The sequence below is a fragment of the Rhodovastum atsumiense genome (assembly GCF_937425535.1).
GTDB classification, from domain to species: Bacteria; Pseudomonadota; Alphaproteobacteria; order Acetobacterales; family Acetobacteraceae; genus Rhodovastum; species Rhodovastum atsumiense.
The window spans coordinates 1,700,892-1,726,431 of sequence record NZ_OW485601.1 but is presented as its reverse complement, the minus strand read 5'-3'; the positions used below and the strand labels follow the sequence as shown (position 1 = coordinate 1,726,431).

Below are 25,540 nucleotides of genomic sequence, written 5' to 3'. Positions count from 1 at the left end.
GTTACAAAAGCACCAGGTCGTCGCGATGGATCAGCTCGGTGCGGCCGCGCCAGCCCAGGATCGCCTCGATGTCCTCGCTGCGGTGGCCGATGATGCGGGCGGCATCTTCGCTGGCATAGGCGGACAGCCCCCGCGCCAGCCGTGTCCCGTCCGGCCCGCACACTTCCACCGCATCGCCCCGGCTGAAGCTGCCCGCCAGCGCGGTCACGCCCGCCGGCAGCAGCGACCGGCCGTCCGCGAGCGCGCGCGCCGCCCCGGCATCGATGGTGAAGCTGCCCTGCGGCTGCAGCGTCCCCAGGATCCAGCGCTTACGCGCCGAGCGCCCTTCCGGCGCGGGCAGGAACCAGGTGCAGCGTGCCCCGGCTTCCAGGGCGGCGAGCGGGTGTTCCACCTGCCCGATGGTGATCGCCATGGCGCAGCCCGCGCCGGTGGCGATGCGGGCGGCCAGCAGCTTGGTGCGCATCCCGCCCGAGGAATAGCCCGGCGGCGGCTCGCCCCCCATCGCCTCGATCTCGTCGGTGAGGCGGGAGACGACAGGGATGTGCCGGGCTTCCGGGTCCCGGCGCGGATCGGCGGTGTAGAGCCCGTCGATGTCGGAGAGCAGGATCAACTGGTCCGCCTCCACCATCTCGGCGACGCGCGCGGCGAGGCGGTCGTTGTCGCCGAAGCGGATCTCGGCGGTGGCGACGCTGTCGTTCTCGTTGATGACCGGGATGCAGCCCAGGCCCATCAGCGTGGTCAGCGTCGCCCGGGCGTTGAGGTAGCGGCGGCGGTCCTCGGTATCGTCCACCGTCAGCAGCAATTGCGCCGCGGTCAGGCCGTGCCCCGAGAGCACTTCGGTCCAGGCCTGCGCCAGCCGGATCTGCCCGACCGCCGCGGCGGCCTGCTTTTCCTCCAGGCGCAGCCGCTTCTGCGTGAGCTTCAGCGTTCGCCGCGCCAGCGCGATGGCGCCCGAGGAGACCACGATCACGTCCACCCCGCGCGCGCGCAGCGCGGCGATGTCGGCGGCGATCCCCGCAAGCCAGGCCATGCGCGGCGCGGCATGTGCCGCGTCCACCACCAGCGCGCGGCCGATCTTCACCACCAGCCGGCGGGCCGTGCCGAGCGAGAGCCCCGACTCGGCCTGCCCGCCTTCCGGGATGGCCGGGGCAGGGGAAGCCACCGCGTCGTCGCCGGGGGCGGCATGCGGTGCCCCCCGGCCGTTGCGATGGCTGTTCATACGGTGCGCTCCTCCGCCAGGCCCTTCCGCTGTGCCCGTGCCGCCGCGACCTCCTGATACAGCGCCTGCAGCACCTCCGGCACGCCCTGGCCGGACACGCCGGAGATCAGCATCACCTTCCGGCCGGACGCCTTCTGCAAGGCGGTGCGGCGCGCGGAGGCTTCCCGCGGCGTCATCGCGTCGGCCTTGTTCAGCACCAGCACTTCCGGCTTGTCGGCGAGGCCCCCGCCATAGGAAACGAGTTCCTCGCGCACCGTGCGCCAGGCCTGCACCACGTCGCCGGCGGCGCCGTCCACCAGGTGCAGCAGCACCGCGCAGCGTTCGACATGGCCGAGGAAGCGGTCGCCCAGCCCGGCGCCCTCATGCGCGCCCTCGATCAGGCCGGGGATGTCGGCCAGCACGAATTCCTGGGTGGTGGACAGCCGCACCACGCCAAGCTGCGGATGCAGGGTGGTGAAGGGGTAATCGGCGATCTTCGGCCGCGCCGCCGAGACCACCGAGAGGAAGGTGGACTTGCCGGCATTGGGCAGCCCGACCAGCCCGGCATCGGCGATCAGCTTGAGCCGCAGCCAGATCCAGCGTTCCTCGCCCGGCCAGCCCTTGTCGGCGCGGCGCGGGGCGCGGTTGGTCGAGGTCTTGAAATGGGCGTTGCCGAACCCGCCATCGCCGCCGCGCAGCAGCACCACCTGCTTGCCCGGCACGTCGAGGTCGGCGAGCAGCGTCTCGCGGTCGTCATCCAGGATCTGCGTGCCGACCGGGACCTTGACGATGACGTCCTTCGCCCCCGCCCCGGTGCGGTTGGCGCCGGCGCCGTTGCCGCCCTTGGGGGCACGGAAATGCTGAGTATAGCGGAAGTCGATCAGCGTGTTCAGGTTCTCGACCGCTTCAAAGATGACGTGGCCGCCCCTTCCGCCGTCACCGCCATCCGGCCCGCCGAACTCGAGGAATTTCTCGCGGCGGAACGCGGTGACGCCGTCGCCGCCATCGCCGGAGCGGCAGTAGATCTTCGCCTGGTCGAGGAATTTCATGACACTTTTAACGAAAACGGGGGCCGGCGCGGCGCCGACCCCCGGAAAACGTGGTGCGTGCGGGAGGGCGCCGTTACTCGGCGGCCACCGGCAGCGGCGTCACCGAGACATGCACGCGGTCGTCGGCCTTGCGCTCGAAGGTGACGTGGCCGTCGATCAGCGCGAAGATGGTGTGGTCGCGGCCGAGGCCGACATTGCGGCCCGGCTTCCAGCGGGTGCCGCGCTGGCGGAGGATGATGTTGCCTGCCACCACCGCCTGGCCACCGGACTTCTTGAGGCCGAGGCGCCGGCCTTCCGTATCGCGCCCGTTGCGGGACGAACCGCCTGCCTTTTTATGTGCCATCTGAGTCTCTCCTTAGGCCGCGGTGATCTCGGCGACGCGCAGCACGGTCACGTGCTGGCGGTGGCCGTTCTTGCGACGGCTGTTCTGCCGGCGGCGCTTCTTGAAGATGATGACCGTGTCCAGCCGGTCCTGGGCGATCACGGTCGCGGTCACGGTGGCGCCGGCGACGGTGGGGGTGCCCACGGTGAGCCCGGACTCGCCGCCGACGGCGAGGACGTCGGTGAAGGTGACGGTGGCGCCGGGTTCGGCTTCCAGCTTCTCGACCTTCAGCACGGCGTTCGGGGTGACGCGGTACTGCTTTCCGCCGGTGCGGATGACTGCGAACATCGATCTGGCATCCTGTCGTCGATCATCGCCCTGGCGGTTGCGCCGGGGGTCGACCGACCCATGAGCATTCTTGTGACACGATTGCGGCGGCCAGGAGGAACCGGCCGCCGGAGAGAGGCGCGTTTACAGCGCGGAGGGGGGCGGAGTCAACGCGCAAGCAAGGGAAGGGGCGGCAGCGGGGCAATCCCCGCTGTCGCCCCTTCCCGTTGCGGTGTCATCGGCCCGCGCGGGTCACCGAGCTGATCTCGGGGCGGGGCTTGCCGGATGCCCGGCCGATCTCGATGTCCTGTGCCTCGATGATGGCCTTGGCCGGTTCATCGCCGTCCAGTCCACCAAGCGCCGTCATTGGCACCTTGCGGTTCGAGCTGCGCGAGCCGTCCACGTACAATACGTCGAACAGCACGAAGCTGGTTTCGGAGCGCCGCTTGAGCGCCATGTCTCATCCTCGCGATGGCCCCCTGATCAGGAGGCCGGTTCAGTGTCCGATGGGGAAGGCGGCGAGGACGGGTCCGAGGTGGCCTGCATGGCTTTCCGACGCGCGCGCGCCTCTTCCTGCTCCCGCAGTTTCTCGTCCTTCTTCGCCTGCTTGAGTCGGTTGCGCTCGGCGCGTTGCTGGTTGTAGTTCGGCTTGAACGCCATATCGGCTCCCTGGCTGGTCTGTTTTGACTGCGGCCGACCAGAATGCCCGACGGGGTAGCTTGCTTCCGCCGGGGATGCCCTGACGGCACCGGCCCGATGGGGAAGCTCCGGTCCCGCGAAGGGGGCGGAGCTTCGTCAATCGGGCGGACAGGTGTCAGGCGGACCGGAGATTGACGGCCGACACCTTGCCCTGCTGGCCACGCTCCAGGTCGAAGGACAGCTTCTGCCCTTCATTCAGCCGGCCTAGACCGGAACGTTCGACGGCGGAGATGTGCACGAAGACATCCTTCGAGCCGTCCTCGGGCTGGATGAAGCCGAACCCCTTCTGGGCGTTGAACCACTTGACGGTGCCGACGGTCATATCGCGGCGTCCCCTGATCAACGGCGAGTCACGGAATGCGACCCGGATTACTTTCCGGCAGTGGGGGGAGCGCGAACAGGCACGTTGACGCGTGACCGGGAGACGCGAGCCCAAACGCGGAAAGTGCCGTCAGGGAGGGTATGAGTACATGCGGAAGGAAATGCAAGGCGCAGATAGTCACGGCACCGTAATGCCCTTGGCCGCAAGCCGGCTGCAGACCTGCCCCCGCCCGGCACGGCCTTTGTTCCCGTCGTGCCGCCCCATATAAAGCACGCCATGGATGTGCCCTTCCTCAAGATGCATGGCTGCGGGAACGATTTCGTCGTGCTCGACCTGCGTGCCGGCCTCGCGCTCACGCCCGCCCGCGCCGCTGCCATCGCCAACCGGCGCACCGGCGTGGGGTGCGACCAGGTGATCGGCATCGAGCCCGCCCCCGCGGGAAGCAGGGCCGCGGCCTTCATGCGCATCCGCAATCCCGACGGCAGCGAGGCCGGGGCCTGCGGCAACGCCACGCGCTGCGTCGCCTCCCTGCTCGCGGCCGAGACCGGCCGGACCGTGCTGGCCATCCAGACCATCAGCGGCACCCTGCCGGCCGAACTCCTGCCCGACGGGCGCGTCCGCGTGGACATGGGCCCCGCGCGGCTCGGCTGGCAGGAAGTGCCGCTCGCCGAAGCGGCGGACACGCTGCACCTCGACCTCACGACGGGTCCGGTGTCCGACCCGGCCGCCTGCTCCATGGGCAATCCACATGCGACGTTCTTCGTGGATGACCTCGGCACCCTGCCGATCACCACGATCGGGCCGGTGCTGGAACACGCCCCCCTGTTCCCCAACCGCGCCAATATCGGCTTCGCCCAGGTGCTCGCCCCTGACCGCATTCGCCTGCGGGTGTGGGAGCGCGGCGCCGGCCTCACCCTGGCTTGCGGTTCCGGCGCCTGCGCCACGCTGGTGAACGCCGCCCGCCGTGGCCTGACCGGGCGCCGCGCCACGGTGGTGGTGGATGGCGGCGAGCTCGGCATCGAATGGCGGGATGATGGCCATGTGCTGATGACCGGGCCGGTGGCCACCGCCTTCCGCGGCAGCCTCGCCTGGGAGGCGCTGCCGCCGTGAGCGTCGACATCCTGACCTTCGGCTGCCGCCTGAACACCTACGAGAGCGAGGTCATCCGCGGCCACGCCGCCGGGCTCGACGACACCATCGTGGTGAATACCTGCGCGGTCACCGCCGAGGCCGAGCGCCAGGCGCGGCAGGCGATCCGCCGTGCCCATCGCGAGCGCCCGGGGGCGCGCATCGTCGTCACCGGCTGCGGCGTGCAGATCGATCCGGCGAAATGGGCGTCGCTGCCCGGCGTCAGCCGTGTCCTCGGCAACGAGGACAAGCTCCGGCCCGAATCCTGGGCCCCCGATGCCGTTTCCGTCGTCTCCGACATCGCCGCCGCGCGCGAGACCGCGCCGCAACTGGTCACCGAGTTCGCCGGGCGCAGCCGCGCCTTCGTGCAGGTGCAGCAGGGCTGTGATCATCGCTGCACCTTCTGCGTGATCCCGCAGGGGCGCGGCCCGAACCGGTCGGTCCCGCTCGGCGCCATCGTCGGTCAGGTGCGCACGTTGATGGCCGGCGGCTACCGCGAGGTGGTGCTGACCGGGGTCGATATCGCCAGCTATGGCAGCGACCTGCCGGGACGGCCCACGCTCGGGCAGGCGATCCGCCGGCTGCTCGCGCAGGTGCCTGAACTGCCACGGCTGCGGCTGTCCTCCATCGATCCGGCCGCGATCGACGATGATCTGTGGCGCCTGCTCGCCGAGGAGCCGCGGCTGATGCCGCATCTGCACCTGTCGCTGCAGGCCGGCACCGACCTGATCCTCAAGCGCATGCGCCGCCGTCATCTGCGGGCGGATGCCCTGGCGGTGATCGCCCGCGCCCGCGCGCTGCGCCCCGGCATCGCCATCGGCGCCGACCTGATCGCCGGCTTTCCCACCGAAACCGACGCGTTGTTCGAGGACACCCTGGCGCTGGTGCGGGAAGCCGAGATCCCCTTCCTGCACGTCTTCCCCTACAGCGAGCGCCCCGGCACCCCGGCCGCGCGCATGCCGCCGGTGCCGGTGCCGGTGCGCCGCGAGCGCGCCGCCCGGCTGCGCGAGGCCGGGCTGGAGGCCGCGCGTCGTTTCTTCGCCGCCCTGGTCGGCCACGAGGCAAGCGTGCTGGCGGAAACCGGCGAGGCCGGGCATACGGAGCACTTCGCGCCCATCCGGGTGCACGCCGCCCCTGGCGAGATCCTGCGTGCCCGGGTGGTGGCGGCCAACGACGACGGACTTCTGGCGGAGCCGGCCTGATGGCACTCGGATTCTTCTCGCGGCTGAAGGAAGGTCTCTCCCGCAGCACCCAGAAGCTGACCCAGAACCTGGGCTCGGTGCTGACGCGGAAGAAGCTGGACGAGGAAGCGCTGCAGGAGCTGGAGGACGCGCTGGTCGCGGCCGATTTCGGCACCGAGGTCGCCGCCCGCGTAATCGCCAATTTCCGCCGCAGCCGTTTCGGCCGCGAGGTGACGGACGAGGAAGTCCGCACCGCGCTGGCCGAGGAGATCGCCGAGATCCTTCGCCCGGTGGCGCAGCCTTTCGAGCCCGATCCGAAGCTGAAGCCGCACGTGGTGCTGGTGGTCGGGGTGAACGGCACCGGCAAGACCACCACCATCGGCAAGCTGGCGCAGAGCTATGCCGAGCAGGGCAAGCGGGCGATCCTGGTTGCCGGCGACACCTTCCGCGCCGCCGCGGTCGAGCAGTTGCAGGTCTGGGGCGAGCGCACCGGGGCGCCGGTGATCAAGGGGCCGCCCAATGCCGATGCCGCGGGCCTTGCCTTCGATGCGCTCACCCGCGCCCGGACCGAGGGCGCCGACGTGCTGCTGGTCGATACCGCCGGCCGGCTGCACAACAAGTCGGCGCTGATGGAGGAGCTGCGCAAGATCATCCGCGTCATGCGCAAGCAGGACGAGGCGGTGCCGCATTCGGTGCTGCTGGTGCTGGATGCCACCACCGGGCAGAACGCGCTGCAGCAGGTGAATGTTTTCAAAGAGATGGTGGACGTCACCGGCCTGATCGTGACCAAGCTGGACGGCAGTGCGCGGGGCGGGATCGTGGTGGCGCTGGCGCAGGAGTTCGGGCTGCCGGTGCATGCCGTGGGCGTCGGTGAGAAGGCAACCGATCTCAGGCCCTTCGACCCGATGGATTACGCCCGCGGGTTGGTCGGCATCGCCTGATCGGGTTCCAAGGGCCGATGGCCCTTGGTGGAGGTCCAGGAGGCGAAGCCTCCTGGTGGGGCTCGGGGCAACGCCCCGAAAATCCTTGTCCCCTACTGCAGCGGAACCTTCAGGTTGATCCCCGGGCTGGGCCGGAAGCCGCGTGTCTCGTTCGGGTCGTATTCCGCCGCCGAGCCCGGCAGGTAGCCTTCGCCCTTGCGGCGGTCGCGATGGTTGAACAGGCTCGGGCTCAGTTCCGTGCGGGGCCGGTCGGTCAGTTTGTCCAACGGTGTCCGGTCGAAGTCGATATTGGGCACCGGTGCCGGCGTGTAGTCCTTCAGGGTCTGCAGCGGCTGGACCTGTTGCAGCGGCTGGGCCGGTTGCGACAGTGAGGGACCGCTTTGCGGATCCGCCCCGGCCGACAGGGGCAGTGCCAGGGCCAGCAGCGTGACCGGCAGCAACCCGCCCGGTTTCACAGCGCCGCCTCCGCCGGCAGGTGCACGGTGCCGCGCGGATCCTCCGGAGGGTTGCCGGCCGGCGCCCCAAGCGGTCCGGTCCCCACGGCCCGCCAGGCATCGAGCGCCCAGCGCACGGAGGGAAATGCGATCGAATCCCATGGGATATCCTCCCATTCGAACAGCCGGACTTCCTCGGTCTCCGGTCCGGCTGCGAAGCTGGGCGGGCCGTCGAAGCGGGAACGGTAGATCAATTGCACCTGGCCGATGCGGCTGATGCTGTAGACGGCCAGCAGCCCTTCCAGGACCAGTCGGACCTGGGCTTCCTCCCAGGCCTCGCGGCGGGCGCCTTCCTCGGGCGTCTCCCCCATCTCCATGAAGCCGGCGGGCAGGGTCCAGAAGCCGCGGCGAGGTTCGATGGCGCGCCGGCACAGCAGCACGCGGCCCCGCTCGGCGACCACCGCGCCGACCACGATCTTCGGGTTCTCATAGTCCACGAACCCGCAGGTCGAGCACACGAGCCGCTCGTGGGTATCTCCGGCGGGGATCTGGCGCACGAATTCTGGCATCGTTCTAGCATTGCGCGCTTGCCCACAGCCGTTCAATGGTCGTGCTAAGCATGGCCGTGCGCACGCGCCCCGCCATGGCCGCTTCCTGCCGCCATGTGTTCCCGGAGCCACAATGTTGCGGCGCAATATTGCTCCGGAAGGTTTGGAAAGCGCGTGACGATTATCTCGCCGCGCGGGAAGCGGTCGTTGGTCAGACCGACAGGTTCAACAGGGACCCGCGCGGCAGCTTCTTCCCGGGGGCGGGTTCCCCGCCGGGGACGGCGAGCGGGTTCTGCGCCGGTGCCCCCGTTTCGCTCTCGGCCTCGGCCTGGGGGCGTCGCCTGCCCGTGGCTGCCTGCGTCCGGGGGGCGGCGGTGGACAAGGCGGGCAGGCTGACGGGGGAGATCATGCCGCCAGCCTGCGCCCTGGAAATGAGCAGGCGATGAAGAAGTTTCAGTCCAACTGGAACAACTGGCCTTTCAGATAGGCGCTCTCGGGCAGTTGCGGATGCACCGGATGGTCGGCTCCGGCGCCGCAGGTGGCCAGGATGCGGCCACCGCGGCGGGCGCGGTACAGGCCCTCGGCGATGGCGGCGGCAAAAGCCTCCAGCGGCGCGTGGTGGCTGCAGGAGGCGACGAACAGGAACCCGCCCGGCGACACCAGCGGCGCCGCGACCCGCGCCATCCGGCCATAGGCGCGCAGGCCCGCCGCCTGGTCCTTCTTCGACTTGGCGAAGGCCGGCGGATCGCACACCACGATGTCGTAGCGCTCGCCGGCCTGCGCGGCCTCGGCCATCACCTCGAAGGCGTCACCCCGGCGCACACTCACCCGCCCGGCGACACCGTTCAGCGCCGCCGCCGCTTGCGCGCGCTCGAGCGCCGGGGCGCTGGCATCGACCAGCACGACTTCCTTCGCGCCCGCAGCCGCGCAGCGCAGGCCGAAGGCGCCGACATGGCAGAACACGTCGAGCACCCGCGCGCCCTCGGCCAGGGCCGCCACCCGGTCGCGATTGGGCCGCTGGTCGAAGAACCAGCCGGTCTTCTGGCCAGAGAGCGGATCGACCGGAAAGCGCACCCCGCCTTCCTCGACCATGGCCGTCGCATCGCTGCCATGCAGCAGTGTCACCTCGGCGGGCAGGCCCTCATGGGCGCGCACCGGCGCATCGTTGCGCGCGACCACGGCCCGCAACGGCAACGACCCGGTCAGGGTCGCCACGATCGCGGGCGTCAGCCGGTCCATGCCGGCGGTGTTGGCCTGCAGCACGACGACGTCGCCATAGCGGTCGATCACCAGGCCGGGCAGCCCGTCGGCCTCGGCGTGCACCAGGCGGTGGAACGGTCCATCGGTGATGCGGGCCCGCAGCGCGATCGCGGCGTCGAGGCGCCGGCGCACCCAGGCGGCGTCGATCGTCGCCGCCGGATCGCGGTCGAGCAGCCGGGCGGCGATCAGGCTGTGAGGATTGAAGGCAAAGGTGCCGAACCGCCAGCCGTCATCGCCTTCCAGCCGCACCGGCGCGCCCGGCTCCATCTGCCGGTACTCCGGCTTCATGGCGATTTCGTTGGAGAAGGCCCAGGGATGGCCGGATTTCAGCCGGCGTTCCTGGCCAGGGTTGAGACGGATCAGCGGATGTTCGGTCATGCGCGGCGGCGTATCACCCCCGCGAGGCCAGGACGACCCCCGACACCGTCATGGCCAGCGCGACTCCCTGCCGCCATCCCAGCGGCTCGCCGAGCGCCAGGCCGGCCCCGAGCACGCCGATCATCGGCACCAGCAGCGTGCCGATGGTGGCGGTGCCGGCCGGCAGCAGCCGCAAGGCCCGGAACCAGGCGAAATAGGCCAGGCACAGCGCCACGAACGCCACGTAGAACGCCGCCAGCCAGCCACCGATGCCGATCGTCGTGACATCCCAGCGCTCGAAGGCCAGCGCCGCCCACAGGATCGGTACGGTGCCGAGCAGGATCTGCCAGGCCAGTCCGGACAGCGGCGGCATCCCCGTCGGCAGCCGCTTGGTCAGCACCGCGCCGGCCGCGAACATCACCGCCGTTCCCAGGATGCAGGCGATGCCCGGCCATTTCGCCGCCAGCGTTCCCATCGGCGCCCCCGACCCGGTCGCCACCAGCGGCCCGAGCAGCACGCCCACGCCCATGAACCCGACCGCAAGCCCGGCCAGACGGGGCAGTGTCGGCCGCTCGCCGAGCACCGGCCAGGCCAGCATCGCCGCCCAGATCGGCATGGTGTAGGCGATGATCGCCGCCTCCGAGGCGTCGAGCCAGCGCAGCGACAGCGTGCCGAGTCCGACGAAGGAGGTGATGTTCAGCACCCCCGCGAGCGACAGCCGCCCCCATTGCCGCCGGTCGCGCGGCCACAGGGTTTCGCTGCGCGCGGCGGCCAGGGCCAGCAGCAGCGCGGCGCCCGCGAGGCTGGTCACCACGCGGAAGGTGAAGACCGGCCATTGCGACAGGGCGAACTTCATCATCGGCCAGTTCAGGCCCCAGCCCAGGGCGGTGACCAGCACCCAGAGCAGTCCCTGCCACCGAAACGAGGAGTCTTCGCCCGCCGGGCGCGGCGCCCGGCTCATGCGCCGTCGCGACGGGTCCCGAACGGCATGCCGGGCTCAGCGCACATAGACGCGCACTTCCCGTGCCGGCGAACCGGGATCGCCACGCAGGCCGAGTCGGATCTGTCCGGGTGGCACGCCTTCGGTCGCGAGCGCGTCGGCGACGGCCCGCGCATCCGCAGTCCCGCGCCGCACGAAGGCATCCTGTGCCGCCGCCGGCTGCGCGCTCGGCACCGGCGTGACCACGTCGAACACCGCGTCCTGCTTGCGCGCCAGTGCTGCCTGCGCGGCTTCGGCCAGCACCGGGCGGTAATCGATGTCGGGCGTGTCGAAGCGGATGGTGACCAGCGGCCGTTCCGGCAGGGTGGCGCCGGCGAGATCGGCTTCGCTCGGGGCCTGGCGAGGCGATCCGAACCAGCGGGCAACGGTGCGCTGGTCGACCAGCTCGCAGCCGGTCAGCAACAAGGACAGGACGAGCAGGGAAGCGCGCATGGCCGCAGGCTTGCAGGAAGTGCCGCCCGGAGCAAGATGGCCGCAGATGACCAGGGTGTCCGGCCGGGAATGCAACGCCTGCGCCACGAGTGCCCGACTCCGGGACCGGGACTTGCCCGCCCGGTCCCCCCTCACTAAGACCGGCCGCGCGCAGGAGGTCTCATGGCTGCAATTACCGATATCACGGCGGACAACCCCGCGCTGGCCGCGCAGGCCGCCATCCTGGCCCGGCCGGTCACCATTGAACGCCAGATGGCCGACGCCGTCCGCATGCTGGCCGTCGACGCGGTCGAGGCGGCCAAGTCCGGCCATCCCGGCATGCCCATGGGCATGGCTGACGTCGCCACCACGCTGTGGACACGATTCCACAAATTCGATGCCGCCGATCCCCGTTGGCCCGACCGCGACCGGTTCGTGCTTTCCGCCGGGCATGGCTCGATGCTGCTGTATGCGCTGCTCAACCTGACCGGCCATGCCGGCATGGAGATCGAGCAGCTCCGGCGCTTCCGCCAGTTGCACGCCCATACCGCGGGCCATCCCGAATACGGCGAGCATCCGGCGATCGAGACCACCACCGGCCCGCTCGGCCAGGGCATCGCCACCGCCGTCGGCATGGCGCTGGCCGAGCGCATGCTCGCCGCCCGTTTCGGGAAAAGCCTGGTCGATCACCGCACCTGGGTGATCGCCGGCGATGGCTGCCTGATGGAGGGGATCTCCCAGGAGGCGATCACGCTCGCCGGGCACCTGAAGCTCGAGAAGCTGACGGTGCTGTGGGACGACAACTCGATTTCCATCGACGGCCCCACCAGCCTTTCCACGTCGGAGGACCAGTTGCGCCGCTTCGCCGCGGCGGGATGGGCGGTCAAGCGCATCGACGGCCATGACCCCGCCCAGATCGCGGCGGCCCTGTCGATGGCGGTGCGTTCGAAGAAGCCGACGCTGATTGCCTGCAAGACCATCATCGGCTTCGCCGCCCCCACCAAGGCCGGCACTGCCGCGGTTCACGGCGCCCCGCTCGGGACCAGCGAGGCCGATGCCACCCGGCAGGCGCTCGGCTGGACCCATCCGCCCTTCGAGGTGCCCGAGGCGTTGCGGGCGCGCTGGCAGCAGGCCGGCAGCCGGGGGGCCACCGCGCGCCGCGGTTGGCTGAAGCGGCTGGCCCGCCATCCCCAGCGCGCCGAGTTCGAGCGCGTCATCGCCGGGCGCCTGCCCGAAACCTTCCACGAGGCGATGGCCGCGCTGAAGGCGCAGTTGGCTGAAAGCAAGCCCAAGCTCGCCACCCGCGCCGCCAACCAGAAGGTGCTGGAGGCGTTGGTTCCGGCGGTGCCCGAGCTGGTCGGTGGCTCGGCCGACCTCACCGGTTCGAACCTTACGCTGGTCCGGAACATGGGGGCGGTCGCGCCGGGCAGCTATGGCGGGCGCTACATCCATTACGGCATCCGCGAGCACGGCATGGCCGCGGCCATGAACGGGATCGTGCTGCATGGCGGGCTGATCCCCTATGGCGGCACGTTCTTCTGCTTCTCCGACTACATGCGCCCGGCGATCCGGCTGGCGGCGCTGATGCGCATCCGGGTCGTGCACGTGCTGACGCATGATTCCATCGGCCTCGGCGAGGACGGCCCGACGCACCAGCCGGTCGAGCATCTCGCCAGCCTGCGCGCCATGCCGAACGTGTATGTGATGCGCCCGGCCGACGCGCTGGAGACCGCCGAGTGCTGGGAACTGGCGCTGCGCCGCAGCGAGGGGCCGAGCCTGCTGGTGCTCTCCCGCCAGGCCCTGCCGGCGCTGCGCGGCGACAGCGCCGAGAACCGCTGCGCGCGTGGCGGCTATATCCTTGCCGAGGCCGATGGTCCGCGCCAGGCGACCCTGATCGCCACCGGCTCGGAGGTGTCCATTGCCATGGCCGCCCGCGACGCCCTCGCCGCCGAGGGCATCAAGGTCGCCGTGGTATCGCTGCCGTGCTGGGAGCTGTTCGCCGCCCAGGACGAGGCCTGGCGGGCCGAGGTGCTCGGCGGCGCTCCCCGTTTCGGCATCGAGGCGGCGGCGCCGTTCGGCTGGGAACGCTGGCTTGGACCCGACGGATGCTTTATCGGCATGACCGGCTTCGGTGCCTCGGCGCCGGCGGACGATCTGTATCGACACTTTGGAATCACGGCGGAGACGGTGGCGGCCGCTGTGCGCAAGCGGGTATCGTAGGGCCGAGGAAACTAGGTCCTAGAGAAACAAGGAAGGGACATTCATCATGGCCGTGAAAGTAGCGATCAACGGTTTTGGACGTATTGGGCGTCTTGTTCTTCGCGCACTGGTCGAGAGCGGTCGCGATGACGTGGAAGTTATTGCCATTAACGATCTCGGCAGCACCGAGTCCAACGCGCATCTGTTCCGTTACGACAGCGTCCATGGTCGTTTCCCCGGCACGGTCGAGGTTTCGGGCAACACCATCACGGTTCGCCACAACGGCCGCGTCTATGGCCCGATCACGGTCTCGGCCGAGCGCGACCCGACCAAGGTGCCGTACCAGGGCGTGGACATCGCCTTCGAGTGCACCGGCATCTTCACCTCCAAGGAGAAGGCCTCGGCCCTGCTGCAGGCCGGCGCGAAGAAGGTGCTGATCTCGGCCCCGGGCGAAGGGGCGGACGCCACCATCGTCTACGGCGTCAACCACAAGACGCTGACCCGCGACATGACCGTGGTGTCGAACGCGTCCTGCACCACCAACTGCCTCGCGCCGGTGGCCAAGGTACTGCACGACAGCTTCGGCATCGAGCGTGGCTACATGGTGACGATCCACTCCTACACCGGCGACCAGCCGACGCTCGACACGCTGCACAAGGACCTGCACCGTGCCCGCGCCGCCGCGCTGTCGATGATCCCGACCAGCACCGGGGCGGCGAAGGCGGTCGGCCTGGTGCTGCCCGAGCTGAAGGGCAAGCTGGACGGCACCGCCATCCGCGTGCCGACGCCGAACGTCTCGCTGGTGTCGCTCGACGTGGTGCTGAAGAAGCCGGCGACCAAGGAAGAGGTCAACGCCGCGGTGAAGGCGGCCTCCGAAGGCGAGCTGAAGGGGATCCTCGGCTACAACACCGACAAGCTGGTCAGCTCCGACTTCAACCACAACCAGGCTTCGTCGACCTTCGATGCCACCCAGACCGCGGTCGTCGACGGCGCGCTGGTGCGGGTCATGAGCTGGTACGACAACGAATGGGGCTTCTCCAACCGCATGTCGGACACGGCGGCGTACTGGGGCAGCCTGTAAAACCAGGGAGAGAAGAGTCCATGGCCTTCCGGACGCTCGACGGCGTCGCGGTCGCGGGCAAGCGGGTGCTTGTCCGGGCCGACCTGAACGTGCCGGTGCGTGACGGCAAGATCACCGACCTGACCCGCATCGAGCGGCTGACACCCACGATCCGCGAGCTCTCCGAAAAGGGCGCGCGGGTGGTGGTGACCAGCCATTTCGAGCGCCCGAAGGGCAAGCGGGTGCCGGAGATGTCGCTCGCGCCCATCGCGGTGGCGCTCGGCGAGGTGCTCGGCCGCAAGGTGCGCTTCGCCGAGGACTGCGTGGGCCTGCCCGCGCAGCAGGCGGTGGAGACGCTGCACGACGGCGACGTCGTGGTGCTGGAGAACACCCGCTTCCATCCGGGCGAGGAGAAGAACGATCCGGCCTTCGCCGCCGAGCTGGCGAAGCTGGCCGATCTTTATGTCAACGACGCCTTCTCGGCGGCGCACCGGGCCCATGCCAGCACCGAGGGGGTGGCACGGCTGCTGCCGTCCTATGCCGGGCGGCTGATGCAGGCCGAGCTGGAAGCGCTCGGCTCCGCCCTGGGCAATCCGGTGCGGCCGGTCGCGGCGATCGTCGGCGGGGCCAAGGTCTCCACCAAGCTCGACCTGCTGGGCAACCTGGTCTCCAAGGTGGATGTGCTGGTGATCGGCGGGGCGATGGCCAACACCTTCCTCGCCGCCCAGGGCATCGGCGTCGGCAAGTCGCTGCAGGAAGCCGACCTGCACGCGACCGCGCTGGAGATCCTCGGCAAGGCCAAGGCCGCCGGGTGCGAGGTGGTGCTGCCGGTCGATGCGGTGGTGGCCACCGAGTTCCGGCCGAACCCGCCGACCCAGACGGTGCCGGTCGATGCCGTGCCGGCCGATGCCATGATCCTCGATGTCGGCCCGGCCACGGTGGCGAAGCTGCAGGAACGCCTGGCCGGGGTGAAGACGCTGGTCTGGAACGGCCCGCTCGGCGCCTTCGAGACCCCGCCTTTCGATACGGCGACGGTGGCGCTCGCCCGCGCGGTGGCCGCGCGGACCGAGGCCGGCGCGCTGCGCAGCGTGGCCGGCGGTGGCGACACCGTCTCGGCGCTGCGCCATGCCGGGGTGACGGAGAAGATCAGCTACATCTCCACCGCCGGCGGTGCCTTCCTGGAGTGGATGGAAGGCAAGACCCTGCCGGGCGTCGCCGCGCTCGAGGGCTGACCGGAGTCCGTGCTGCGGCGCCGGCGGATCGTTCCGTCGCGCCGCAGCACGGACGATCGGTCCGCTCTCGGCATTGTGCCTTCGGGGCAGCGAGGTGATGCGGCAAGGCTCGTGGTCGGAGGGATCCGATGCATCGAGCCTGGCAGTTTGCCTCGCTGTTCGTCCCCGCCGTGCTGGGACTGGCCCCGGGTGGGCCGGCGTCCGGCCAGACCATCGGTTTCGAGCTGCGCGCGTCCGGGGCGATCGAGGCCACCATTGCGGCGTCCCATGCCATGGATGCCGCGCATTTCTGCTCCGCCGCCGCCGATCCCTGGGGCGGTGACCGGCGCATCGATATCCGGCCCGCGCCGTTTCCGTTCTATCGCATGGTATTCGGCCAGTCCGGCCCGGGCGAGAAGCTGGCATCGCCCGGCCCGTCTTTGGCCATCACGCTGTCGCGCTGGTCGTCGCCCGCCCATCCCGGCTGGATCGAGGATCACGAGGACCCGGCCAACGATTCCGTCGAGGTCCTGCTCGACGGCCGCCATTTCGTCGGCCATGCCGAGTTGCCGGAACCCGGATCACGGCTGCAATTCGCCTACCGCCCCGATGGCGCCGGCGGCGGCTTCCTGGCCCGTGGCCTGCGGGAACTGGGCGGGCAGGGGGTGCTGGACATCGAAGGCACCTGGTCCTGTCCGCCGATCGACACGGCGCTTCCCGAAGTCGTGGTCGGGGTGCGTCCGCTGTTCGCGGCGGCCAGCGCCACCGCCATCGTCCCGGTGCTGCCCTTCAGGCTGCGCCACCGTGGCGAGGCGTGGCAGGCGGTCGGCCCCGATGGCGAGGCCTTTGCGGTCACCGTTCGCTTCGTGCAACCCAGGCCGGATGCCGTGCTTGGCTGGGCCGGGCGGGGCGAGGTGGATCTGCTGGTCGAAGCCGAGCTGCAGGGCGGCGCACCGCCGGAACTGGTGGTGCGCCGCCTGACCGGGATGCTGCCCGCGCAACGCTGAATGAACGCATCCGGGGGCGAGGCGCCCCGAGGCGTTATTGTTTCTGGCCTTGCCGCGTCGCCGCGATCGCCGATTGCAGGTCGGCCAGCTCCACCGCGCCCGGCATCATGCGGTCGCCGATCACGTAGGCGGGGGTTCCCTGGATGCCCAGCCGCCGGGCCAGCGTCAGGTTCGCATCGATCCGGGCCTGCACCGCCGGATCGGTCATGTCCTTCTGCAGCTTGTCCCAGTCGAGCCCGGTGCGCTCGGCCGCCGCCCGCAGCGTGTCGGTGGTGATGTCGGCGGGGCCGCTCATCAGGGCCGTCCGCAGCTTGAGGTAGCCGCCCTGCTTCTGGGCCGCCAGCACCGCGCGGGCCCCCAGCATGCTTGCCGGCCCGAGGATCGGGATATCCTTGTAGACGATCCGGACATTGCCGTCGCGGCGCAGCAACTCCGCAGCCACCGGCAGCATCCGCCGGCAATAGGGACAGCGGAGGTCGTAGAACTCGACCACGGTCACGTCGCCCCGGACGTTGCCCTCCACCGGGTCGCCCGGCGTCTTGGTCAGGGCGTTGCCCGCGGCGGCGATGGCGCTGCGCATGGCCGCCTGCTGCTGGGCGCCGTCGGCGTCCTGCAAGGCGGTGATCGCGTCGCGCAGGATACCGGGGTCGGTCTTCAGCGCATTGCGCAGGATCTCGACGATTTCGGCGCGCTGCGCCGGCGTGAAACTTTCCGCCGCCGCCAGGGTGGTCCAGCTCCCCAACAGCAGCATGGCCAGCAGGGCCAGGAATCGCCTCATGCGGAATCCCTTCCGGTTCGTTCTGGGTGGCGCCGCCGCCGGCAGCGGGATGTGCGCCGGCGCCAGGAATCGACGCCCCGGTGCCCGCGTGCAAGCGCCGATTGTGGGGGGATGCCTGCCGCCGTGTGTCGAGGACCCGCGAACAGCCGATTGCCGGTGCTCACGAACGAGTTTATGGCAACGTCCCTCGTCACGATGATGCGGACCAGGTTCACGTCGAGGCCGGCCGCGCGGAACAAGGGGTTGGCACAGGTGCGCAGCAGCGTCTTGGTCTCGGCGTCGCGGATGACAGCCAGTTTTCCAGGGGCGCCCTGCGGCGAGCCGACGGGCCGCAGCCAGGGCGGGCGACGCCGGGCCGGGCGGCGCGGGCTGGCCGGCGCTCTGCTGCTGGCCGTCGCTCTGGCCGGATCGGGGTGCTCGACCATCGATTCGGCCGCGACCTCGGTCGGCGACATCCTGACCGGCAACGGCGGTCCGCAGGCGGGGACGCCCGGCTATGTGAAGGGCTTTCTCGGCGGCGTGGTGGCCGACGAGCCGCGGGCGGCGCTGGTGGCGCGGGAGGTGCTGTCCTCCGGCGGCAATGCCGCGGACGCGGCGGTGGCGCTCGGGTTCATGCTGACGGTCACGCTGCCCTCGCGCGCGGGGCTGGGCGGCGGCGGCGCCTGCCTCGCCTATGATCCCGACCCGAAGAGCGTCAATGGCGGCGTGCCGGAGGCGATCCTGTTCGTGGTGCCGCCGGGCGGCGGCAGTGGCGACCGGCCGGCGGCGGTGCCGATGGTCCCGCGCGGGCTGTTCGCGCTCAGTGCCCGCTACGGGCGCCGGCCCTTCGAATCGCTCACCGTCTATGCCGAGCAGTCGGCCCGCTTCGGCATTCCCGCCAGCCGCGCCTTTATCCGCGATCTCGAGGTGGTGGCCGGGCCGCTGTCCGGCGACCCGCAGGCCCGCGCGGTGTTCTTCCAGCCGGATGGCAAGCCGCTGGCCGAGGGCATGACGCTGATGCAGCCCGATCTCGGCGCCACGCTGGCACAATTGCGCGTGGCCGGGGTGGGTGACCTGTATATCGGCGGGCTCGCCGCCCGGTTTGCCGCCGCCAGCCAGCAGGCCGGCGGCGGCGTCCAGCCTGCCGCCCTGCGCGCCAGCCTGCCCCGCACCGAACCGGCGCTGGTCACCGACGGGCTGCGCAACAGCCAGGTCGCCTTCCTGCCGCCGCCGGCCGATGGCGGCCTGGCCGCCGACGCTGCCTTCCAGCTGTTGCGGCGCGACCCGGCCGGGATTGATGCGGCGCAGGCCCGCGCCGTCGCGGTGGCCGCCGCCTGGCGCGCTTCCCGTGGCGCGGCGGACCCGGCCACCTTGCTCAACGCCTCGCTGCCGGCCGGCACGCTGCCGCCGCTGCCGGCGTCCACCAGCTTCGTCACCCTCGATCGCGACGGCCGCGCGGTGGTCTGCGCCATGACCATGAACAACCTGTTCGGCACCGGGCGGATCGCCCCGGGGACCGGCATCGTGCTGGGGGCCTCGCCGGCCTGGATGCCGCCGCCGCTGCTGGCGGCGGCGCTGGCCTGGAATCCCTACGTGCACGCCTTCCACGCGGCGATCGGCGGCTCGGGCCAGGAAGCGGCGGCCCTGGCGGTGGCGAGCGGGATGGTGCAGGCGCTCGGGCCGCGGGGCACCGGCAAGGCCTTTATGGCGCCGCCCTCCGGCAGCAATGCCGCCCTCTCCAATATCATCGATTCCGCGGCCCCGGTGGTGGACCCCACGGCGCCGGTCCCGCGCGCGGTGCCGGAGCCGGGCCGCACCAATGCCATCGCCTGCCCGGGACTGCTGCCGGAGTCGCAAACGAGCTGTGCCTGGGCCACCGACCCGCGCGGGTCAGGCCTGGCGATCGGGGGGGATTGATGGCGCTCAAGATCGGCCGCGGCGCCGAGGCGCCGCCGTTCATTGTCATGGACGTCATCACCGCGGCGAATGCGCGCCAGGCGGCGCTGCCACCCGGCGCGCCGCACGTGATCCGCATGGAAGTCGGCCAGCCCGGCACCGGCGCCCCCGCCGGCGCGGTTGCGGCCGCTGCTGCCGCGCTGCAGGCCGGCGCGCCGATGGGCTATACCGAGGCGCTCGGCCTGCGTTCGTTGCGTACCCGCATCGCCCGGCACTACGCCGACTGGTACGGCGCCGATATCGCCCCGGGCCGGATCGCGGTGACGGTGGGCGCGTCCGGCGCGTTTCCGCTGGCTTTCCTCGCCGCCTTCGATCCGGGTGACCGGGTGGCCATGGCGGCGCCGTTCTATCCGCCCTACGTGAACATCCTCGCGGCCCTTGGCATCACCCCGGTGATGCTGGAGGCCGGGCCGGAGACGCGCTTCCAGCCCACGGTCGAGATGCTGGAGCGGCTCGATCCGCGGCCGGACGGGCTGATCGTGGCCAGTCCCTGCAATCCGGCCGGGACCATGCTGCACCCGGACGAACTCGCCGCCATCGCCGCCTGGTGCCACGAGGCCGGGGTCCGGCTGATTTCCGACGAGATCTATCACGGCCTGACCTACGACAATCCGATCGCGACCGCGGCAGCGCTCAGCCCGAGCGCGGTGGTGGTCAACAGCTTCTCGAAATATTTCTCGATGACCGGCTGGCGCATCGGCTGGATGGTGCTGCCCGACGACCTGGTGCGGCCGGTCGAATGCCTCGCGCAGAACATGTTCATCAGCGCGCCGCACATCGCGCAGGTGGCTGCCGAGGCGGCGATGGACTGCACCGCGGAACTGCAGGCGAACGTGGCCCGCTACCGCCGCTCGCGCGACCTGCTGCTGCGCAGCCTGCCGGCAGCGGGATTCCCGAAGCTGTCGCCGGCGGAAGGCGCCTTCTATCTCTACGCCGACGTTACCGACCGTACCAATGACAGCCGCGCCTTCTGCGCGCGCATGCTGGCGGAAGCCGGGGTGGCGGCCTCACCCGGGGTCGATTTCGACCGCGCCCGCGGCAACCGCTTCATCCGCTTCAGCTATTGCGGGCCGGAAGCGGATATGGCCGAGGCGGCCTCGCGGCTGGCGGGGTGGCGGTAAAGGCAAGTAAGGCCAGGGCGCTGCCCTGGACCCGGCAGGGGCCATAAGGCCCCTGCACCCCAGTCTCGCTGCGCGGCAAGGAATGGGATCCAAGGGCCTTGTGGCCCTTGGTGGAGGTCCAGGAGGCGAAGCCTCCTGGTGGGGTTTGGGGCAACGCCCCAAGATCCCCGTTCAGCGTTTCCACCACCCCCGTTTGCGTTCCGTGACCGGTACCGTGTCCTGGCCGATGATCACCGGCTTCACCGCCGAACCGACGACCGGTTCGGACGGCGCAGGAGCGGCTTCCGCTTCCGCTTCCGGCTCCGGTGCCACCACCGCGGCTTCCGGTTCCGGCGCCGGTGCCTCGATGGCCGGCGGTGGGGCCTCGGGTTCGGCCGGTTGTTCGGCGCCGGCGTCATCGGGGGCGGCAACCGGGGCGGGCCGGGGGGCCTGCTGGGCGTGCTCCTGCTGCTCGATCAGGTCGAAGATGTCGTAGGTGTGACCGGCGAAGGGATCGGCCGGTGTCGGACCCGACCACGCGGCAGCCGCCGGAGCCGGCGCGGCCTGCGGGGCTTCGGCTTCGCCTTCGGTGGTCCCATCACGGCGCCGGCGACGGCCGCCGCGCCGGCCGCGACGCCGGCGGTTGGCGTCGCCTTCCTCCTCGCTTTCCTCCGTCGGAGCGGCTTCGGGGCGCTCGGCCGCGGCGGCCGGTTCGGCCGATTGTGGCGGTGCGACCGGTTCGGCCGGCTCCGCTTCCACCGGTTCGGGGGCGGCAACCTGCTCCGCGGGGGCGGCCACCTCTACTGCCTCTGCCGCCTCGGGTATCTCTGCCACCTCGGCGACGTCCGAAGGTTCGGTCACGCCGGCCGGCTCGGGGATGTCCACCGGGGCGAACTGGCGGAGCGATTCAGGCTGCTCGGGCACGACCGGGAAGGCACCGATCGGGATATCCGGCTGCTCGGCGCCCTCGATGGGGAAGGGCTCCTCATCGCTCTCGTCGCCGTCTTCCGTCTCCTCGCCGGAGACCACGCCGTTGCCTGCCGCGTCACGGCCGCCGCGCCGCCGCCGCCGCCGCCGCCGCCGGCGGCGTTCGCTCTCATCCCCGTTCCGTTCGGGCGCGGCGCTCTCGGCGGCCTCGACGATGACCTCGGCTTCCTCGACCTCGATCAGCGTTTCCTCGACATCGGCGGGCTCGGGCAACGGCGCGGGCGCGACCGGGATGACCGCCGGGGCGGGGCGCTCGGCCTCGATGACCGGTCCGCGCAGCTTCTCGACGCGCACCTGCGGCGGCACCAGCGTCTCGTCCGCCGCGAATTGCACGCGCATGCCGGTGCGCTGCTCGATCTCGGCCAGCCGCTCGCGCTTGTTGTTGAGGATGTACATGATCACCTGGCTGGCGACGTGCACCATGACCAGGCTCGCCCGGGCGCGGGCGCCCTCGTCCTCGATGGCGCGCAGCACGTGCAGGGCGCTGCTCTCCACGCTGCGGACCTGGCCCAGCCCGTTGCAGTGCGGGCAGGTGATGAAGCTGGTCTCGGCGAGCGAGGGCCGCAGGCGCTGGCGGCTCATTTCCAGCAGGCCGAAATGGCTGATATGGCCGACCTGGATGCGGGCGCGGTCGGTCTTCAGTGCTTCCTTCAGCCGGCGCTCGACCGAGGCGTTGTTCTTCTTCGACTCCATGTCGATGAAGTCGATGACGATCAGGCCGGCGAGGTCGCGCAGGCGCAACTGCCGGGCCACCTCGTCGGCGGCCTCGAGGTTGGTGCGCAGCGCCGTCTCCTCGATGCCGCGCTCGCGGGTGGAGCGGCCGGAATTGACGTCGATCGCGACCAGGGCCTCGGTCTGGTTGATCACCAGGTAGCCGCCGGAGCGCAACTGCACCGTGGGCGAGACCATGGCGTCGAGCTGCGCTTCGACCTGGTGCCGGCTGAACAGCGGCTGCCCGCCCCCTTCATATGAATTGGGGCGCCAGAGCTGCACCTTGCGGGCGTGGCTCGGCATCAGCATGCGCATGAAATCGTGGGCGGCGCGCCACGCGTCCTCGCCGTCGACGAGGATTTCCTCGATGTCGCGCGAGTAGACGTCGCGGATCGCGCGCTTGATCAGGCTCGCTTCCTCGTAGATCAGCGCGGGCGCGACCGAGCGCAGCGTGTGTTCACGGATGTCGTCCCACAGCCGCATCAGGTACTCGCAGTCACGCTTGATCTCGGGCTTGGGCCGGTTGGCGCCGGCGGTGCGCACGATCAGGCCCATGCCCTGCGGGATGTCGAGCTCGGCGGTGATCTCCTTGAGCCGCTTGCGATCGGCGGCCGAGGTGATCTTGCGGGAGATGCCGCCGCCGCGGGGGGAGTTGGGCATCAGCACGCAATAGCGGCCGGCGAGCGAGATGTAGGTGGTCAGCGCCGCGCCCTTGGTGCCCCGCTCTTCCTTGACCACCTGCACCAGCATGATCTGCCGGCGCCGGATCACCTCCTGGATGCGGTAGTTGCGCAGGAAGCGGGCCGTGCGCCGGGGGGTGACTTCCTCGGCGGCGTCGGCGTCGCCACCATCGCCACCGATGGTCTCGGGCGGCGGCAGGTGCGGGATCGGCTCGGCCTCGTCGGGTTCCTCGACATCGGCGGCCTCGGCCGGGGCCGGTTCGCTCGCCGGTTCCTCGCCGCTCACCACCGGGGCGGGGGGGATTTCACCGAGGCTGGCTTCGCCGACGCCGAACTCGCCATAGCGCACGTCGTGCGGCATCGATGCCGGCTGTGCCCGCGGGGGGCGTGCCTCTGTGATGTCGTCAGGGGCAGGGGCCTCGGGTGCCGCGGCGATGGGGGCATCAGTGCCGTTGTCGTCGGATGCGGGCTGCGCCGGTTCGGGCTCCACGGGCGCAGCCGCAGGCTCGGCCGCGGGAAGGGCCGTGGCCTCGGGGGCTTCAACCCGTGCCTCCGGCGCGGGCTCCGCGGCCGGTTCGGCAGTTGCCGTCGCTTCGGACGCCTCGGGCGGCTCCACCGGCGCGGGCTCGGTGGGGGCGGGGGCTTCCGTCGCCTGGGCCGCTTCCTCCGACAGGGGCTCCGGCGTCACGGCCGGGGCGGCCGCGAGCGGTGCATCATCCTGTTCGCCGCGCCGGCGAGGGGGCGGGGGGGCAGCGGGCTCCTCGTCCTCATCCTCGTCGCGGGCTTCCTCGGCCTGCATGGCGAGCAGGCGTTCGCGGTCGGCGATCGGGATCTGGTAATAGTCGGGGTGGATCTCGCTGAAGGCCAGGAAGCCGTGGCGGCCGCCGCCGTATTCCACGAAAGCCGCCTGGAGGCTCGGCTCCACGCGGACCACCTTGGCCAGATAGATATTTCCCTTCAGTTGCTTCTTGGTCGATGTCTCGACGTCGAAATCTTCGAGGCGGCTACCGTCCAGTACCACCACGCGGGTTTCTTCCGCGTGGCTGGCGTCGATCAGCATGCGTTTCGTCATTCGGTCCAGGGCTCCGGTGCGCCGCCCCGGGCGCGGTTGCGCGCCGATCGGGGCGGGAATCAAGTGAGGGCGGGAGGGGGCAGGACCGCAGACCAGGCAGGACGGAGGAAAGCAGGGGCGCACTGACCGGCCGGCCGCGCGTCATCCCTGGCGCCGCTGCGCGCGCGACGCGCGCATGGCAGGCAGGATAACCGCTTGCGGCGGCAATCCTCTCAGGGTGAAGCGGCGGGAAGGCGGTCATGAAAACCCTGTGTCTGCGGGCCGTGCGCGCCAGACGGCGCGCTGCCCCGGTTGTTCTGTGCTCGTCGACCGTCGTCCGTCGGTCCCCTTCGCCCCGCCGCGCGGCCTGCTGATGCAGATAGCGAGCATCTTGCCGGCGCAAAGACCTGGGCGTCGCCCCAGACCGTCCAACGAGGCTGGATTTCTGGGGGCGGCACGGGCGGCGACACGGATCCGGCTGCCGTCGTGCCCCTTTGCTCGGCCAATGGGCCACGGGGCGAGGCAGCCCCGATCGTAACCCGGAGGGCATGCCGCCCCCCGGCGCGGCGCCGGAGCGAGCCCAGACGATGAAGCAAACGCCGGCATATCGCAAGCAAAGCGTGGAGAGCCATGGCGGCAATGCCATTTCCGCGACATGAATCTGCCGTCATCAATGTGCAAGCTGCGGTTATCGAACGGTCATGTTAGACCTGCAGTAGATACTCGCTTCCATCGGAAGTTCAGCCCGTGATCACCCGCCGATTCCTGCTCGGTTCCGGTGTGGCCGCCAGCTTCCTGCTGCCGGCCGCGCACGCGCTTGCCGCGCCCCGGCCGGGGTCCGCGCTCGGCGGGGCGCCCACCCTGGCGCTGCCGCGCTCCGCCCCCCTGCCTCCACGGAGCCAGCCCCCGCGGACGCTGTCGCCGCCCCTGGTGCTGCTCGATCCCGGCCATGGCGGCAAGGATCCGGGGGCCACCGGCGTTTCCGGCACCTATGAAAAGCACATCGCCCTGGCCGCGGCGCTGGAATTGCGCCGCCAGTTGCTCGCCTCGGGCCGCTACCGGGTGGAGCTGACCCGCACGGGCGACGTGTTCATTCCGCTTGAGGAGCGGGTGGCGATCGCCCAGCGCCGTGGCGCCGGCCTGTTCGTCTCGATGCATGCGGACGCGGTGGGCGACCATGGGGTGCGCGGCGCCAGCGTCTACACCCTGGCCGATACCGCCTCGGACGCGCAGAGCGCCGCCCTCGCGACCCGGGAAAACGCGGCCGACCGCTTCGGCGGCCCGGCTTTCCGCAACGCTCCCCCCGACGTCGCGCGCATCCTGGCCAGCCTGGTGCGCCAGGAGACCCGGGCCGGATCGGCGCGCATGCAGCGTGGCGTGGTGTCCGCGCTGCAGGGCGACCTTCGCCTGCTGCAGAATCCCGCCCGGCATGCCGGCTTCGTCGTGCTGAAGGCGGCGGATATCCCCAGCGTGCTCGTGGAAATGGGGTTCATGTCAAATCGTGAGGACGAGGCGGCCCTGCGTCGTCCCCAGTACCGCGCACGCATCGCGGCTGCTATGAAACGTGCCGTGGATGCCTATTTCAACGGGGCGCCGGCCGGACCGCCGCAAGGCGGGCGCATGGCCGGATGACCGCCGCCGCGC

25 protein-coding genes are annotated in these 25,540 nt (G+C 70.9%); 10 read left to right on the top strand and 15 right to left on the bottom strand.

Annotated elements, in window-relative coordinates; genetic code table 11:
- Position 1: 1 nt before the first annotated feature.
- The 7 genes from proB to NBY65_RS07650 form a co-directional block, all read right to left on the bottom strand.
- Complete coding sequence (gene proB / locus NBY65_RS07680; RefSeq protein WP_250265643.1) at positions 2–1,219, bottom strand: glutamate 5-kinase; 1,218 nt, start codon at positions 1,217–1,219, stop codon at positions 2–4.
- Entirely contained in the window at positions 1,216–2,247 is a 1,032-nt protein-coding gene (gene obgE, locus NBY65_RS07675) for a GTPase ObgE (RefSeq protein ID WP_150041909.1), read from the bottom strand. The genes proB and obgE overlap by 4 nt, the downstream gene beginning before the upstream one ends.
- A 73-nt stretch (positions 2,248–2,320) precedes the next feature.
- Positions 2,321–2,590: a 50S ribosomal protein L27 gene (rpmA, locus tag NBY65_RS07670; RefSeq protein ID WP_150041910.1), complete on the bottom strand. Its 270-nt coding sequence runs from the start codon at positions 2,588–2,590 to the stop codon at positions 2,321–2,323.
- A 12-nt stretch (positions 2,591–2,602) separates the two neighbouring features.
- Positions 2,603–2,917: a 50S ribosomal protein L21 gene (gene rplU, locus NBY65_RS07665; RefSeq protein ID WP_150041911.1), complete on the bottom strand. Its 315-nt coding sequence runs from the start codon at positions 2,915–2,917 to the stop codon at positions 2,603–2,605.
- 214 nt (positions 2,918–3,131) lie between these two features.
- Complete coding sequence (locus tag NBY65_RS07660; RefSeq protein WP_150041912.1) at positions 3,132–3,353, bottom strand: hypothetical protein; 222 nt, start codon at positions 3,351–3,353, stop codon at positions 3,132–3,134.
- A gap of 26 nt (positions 3,354–3,379) precedes the next feature.
- Positions 3,380–3,556, bottom strand: coding sequence for a hypothetical protein (locus tag NBY65_RS07655; RefSeq protein WP_162530636.1), 177 nt, complete (start codon positions 3,554–3,556; stop codon positions 3,380–3,382).
- 154 nt (positions 3,557–3,710) lie between these two features.
- Positions 3,711–3,917: a cold-shock protein gene (locus tag NBY65_RS07650; RefSeq protein ID WP_150041913.1), complete on the bottom strand. Its 207-nt coding sequence runs from the start codon at positions 3,915–3,917 to the stop codon at positions 3,711–3,713.
- Positions 3,918–4,193: 276 nt separating this feature from the next.
- Between NBY65_RS07650 and dapF the strand changes: the two genes are divergently transcribed.
- From dapF to ftsY, 3 genes are read left to right on the top strand one after another with little or no spacing between them, the layout of a single operon-like run.
- The gene (dapF, locus tag NBY65_RS07645) at positions 4,194–5,027 is read left to right on the top strand and encodes a diaminopimelate epimerase (protein WP_150041914.1); all 834 of its coding nucleotides are present in this window, start codon (positions 4,194–4,196) and stop codon (positions 5,025–5,027) included.
- Positions 5,024–6,247 carry a tRNA (N(6)-L-threonylcarbamoyladenosine(37)-C(2))-methylthiotransferase MtaB gene (mtaB, locus tag NBY65_RS07640; protein ID WP_150041915.1) on the top strand — a complete coding sequence of 408 codons (1,224 nt, stop codon included), beginning with the start codon at positions 5,024–5,026 and terminating at the stop codon, positions 6,245–6,247. The genes dapF and mtaB overlap by 4 nt, the downstream gene beginning before the upstream one ends.
- Complete coding sequence (gene ftsY / locus NBY65_RS07635; RefSeq protein ID WP_150041916.1) at positions 6,247–7,167, top strand: signal recognition particle-docking protein FtsY; 921 nt, start codon at positions 6,247–6,249, stop codon at positions 7,165–7,167. Before mtaB ends, ftsY begins: the two co-directional genes overlap by 1 nt.
- Positions 7,168–7,259: 92 nt before the next feature.
- Here ftsY and NBY65_RS07630 read toward each other — a convergent pair whose 3' ends face one another.
- The 6 genes from NBY65_RS07630 to NBY65_RS07605 all read right to left on the bottom strand — a co-directional run bounded on the left by NBY65_RS07630 (position 7,260) and on the right by NBY65_RS07605 (position 11,285).
- A complete protein-coding gene (locus tag NBY65_RS07630; protein ID WP_150041917.1) occupies positions 7,260–7,622 on the bottom strand; it encodes a hypothetical protein in 363 nt (120 codons plus the stop codon).
- Entirely contained in the window at positions 7,619–8,170 is a 552-nt protein-coding gene (locus tag NBY65_RS07625) for an NUDIX hydrolase (RefSeq protein WP_150041918.1), read from the bottom strand. Before NBY65_RS07625 ends, NBY65_RS07630 begins: the two co-directional genes overlap by 4 nt.
- Positions 8,171–8,360: 190 nt before the next feature.
- Entirely contained in the window at positions 8,361–8,558 is a 198-nt protein-coding gene (locus NBY65_RS07620) for a hypothetical protein (protein WP_150041919.1), read from the bottom strand.
- Positions 8,559–8,602: 44 nt separating this feature from the next.
- Positions 8,603–9,787 (bottom strand): class I SAM-dependent rRNA methyltransferase, encoded by a 1,185-nt coding sequence (locus NBY65_RS07615; protein WP_150041920.1) that lies wholly within the window; start codon positions 9,785–9,787, stop codon positions 8,603–8,605.
- Between the two features lie 13 nt (positions 9,788–9,800).
- A complete protein-coding gene (locus NBY65_RS07610; protein ID WP_150041921.1) occupies positions 9,801–10,727 on the bottom strand; it encodes a DMT family transporter in 927 nt (308 codons plus the stop codon).
- A gap of 36 nt (positions 10,728–10,763) precedes the next feature.
- Positions 10,764–11,285, bottom strand: coding sequence for a hypothetical protein (locus tag NBY65_RS07605; protein WP_250265642.1), 522 nt, complete (start codon positions 11,283–11,285; stop codon positions 10,764–10,766).
- Between the two features lie 75 nt (positions 11,286–11,360).
- Here NBY65_RS07605 and tkt point away from each other — a divergent pair, with 75 nt between their 5' ends.
- The 4 genes from tkt to NBY65_RS07585 all read left to right on the top strand — a co-directional run bounded on the left by tkt (position 11,361) and on the right by NBY65_RS07585 (position 16,654).
- Positions 11,361–13,397, top strand: a complete 2,037-nt coding sequence (tkt, locus tag NBY65_RS07600) for a transketolase (RefSeq protein ID WP_150041923.1) — start codon at positions 11,361–11,363, stop codon at positions 13,395–13,397.
- 46 nt (positions 13,398–13,443) lie between these two features.
- The gene (gene gap / locus NBY65_RS07595) at positions 13,444–14,457 is read left to right on the top strand and encodes a type I glyceraldehyde-3-phosphate dehydrogenase (RefSeq protein ID WP_150041924.1); all 1,014 of its coding nucleotides are present in this window, start codon (positions 13,444–13,446) and stop codon (positions 14,455–14,457) included.
- Between the two features lie 20 nt (positions 14,458–14,477).
- On the top strand, positions 14,478–15,668 hold the full coding sequence (locus NBY65_RS07590) for a phosphoglycerate kinase (protein ID WP_150041925.1): 1,191 nt from the start codon (positions 14,478–14,480) through the stop codon (positions 15,666–15,668).
- A 128-nt stretch (positions 15,669–15,796) separates the two neighbouring features.
- Positions 15,797–16,654 carry a hypothetical protein gene (locus tag NBY65_RS07585; protein ID WP_150041926.1) on the top strand — a complete coding sequence of 286 codons (858 nt, stop codon included), beginning with the start codon at positions 15,797–15,799 and terminating at the stop codon, positions 16,652–16,654.
- 34 nt (positions 16,655–16,688) lie between these two features.
- Here the strand turns inward: NBY65_RS07585 and NBY65_RS07580 are convergent, their stop codons facing one another.
- A complete protein-coding gene (locus NBY65_RS07580) occupies positions 16,689–17,432 on the bottom strand; it encodes a DsbA family protein (protein WP_150041927.1) in 744 nt (247 codons plus the stop codon).
- Positions 17,433–17,717: 285 nt separating this feature from the next.
- Here NBY65_RS07580 and NBY65_RS07575 point away from each other — a divergent pair, with 285 nt between their 5' ends.
- Both NBY65_RS07575 and NBY65_RS07570 read left to right on the top strand, forming a co-directional pair.
- The gene (locus tag NBY65_RS07575) at positions 17,718–19,328 is read left to right on the top strand and encodes a gamma-glutamyltransferase (protein ID WP_150041928.1); all 1,611 of its coding nucleotides are present in this window, start codon (positions 17,718–17,720) and stop codon (positions 19,326–19,328) included.
- Entirely contained in the window at positions 19,328–20,488 is a 1,161-nt protein-coding gene (locus tag NBY65_RS07570; protein WP_150041929.1) for a pyridoxal phosphate-dependent aminotransferase, read from the top strand. Before NBY65_RS07575 ends, NBY65_RS07570 begins: the two co-directional genes overlap by 1 nt.
- Before the next feature lie 171 nt (positions 20,489–20,659).
- On the opposite strand, the gene NBY65_RS07565 is transcribed toward NBY65_RS07570, so the two are convergent.
- Positions 20,660–23,917 carry an Rne/Rng family ribonuclease gene (locus tag NBY65_RS07565; RefSeq protein ID WP_150041930.1) on the bottom strand — a complete coding sequence of 1,086 codons (3,258 nt, stop codon included), beginning with the start codon at positions 23,915–23,917 and terminating at the stop codon, positions 20,660–20,662.
- Positions 23,918–24,643: 726 nt separating this feature from the next.
- Between NBY65_RS07565 and NBY65_RS07560 the strand changes: the two genes are divergently transcribed.
- The gene (locus tag NBY65_RS07560) at positions 24,644–25,528 is read left to right on the top strand and encodes an N-acetylmuramoyl-L-alanine amidase family protein (protein ID WP_150041931.1); all 885 of its coding nucleotides are present in this window, start codon (positions 24,644–24,646) and stop codon (positions 25,526–25,528) included.
- The last annotated feature ends 12 nt before the right edge of the window (positions 25,529–25,540 follow it).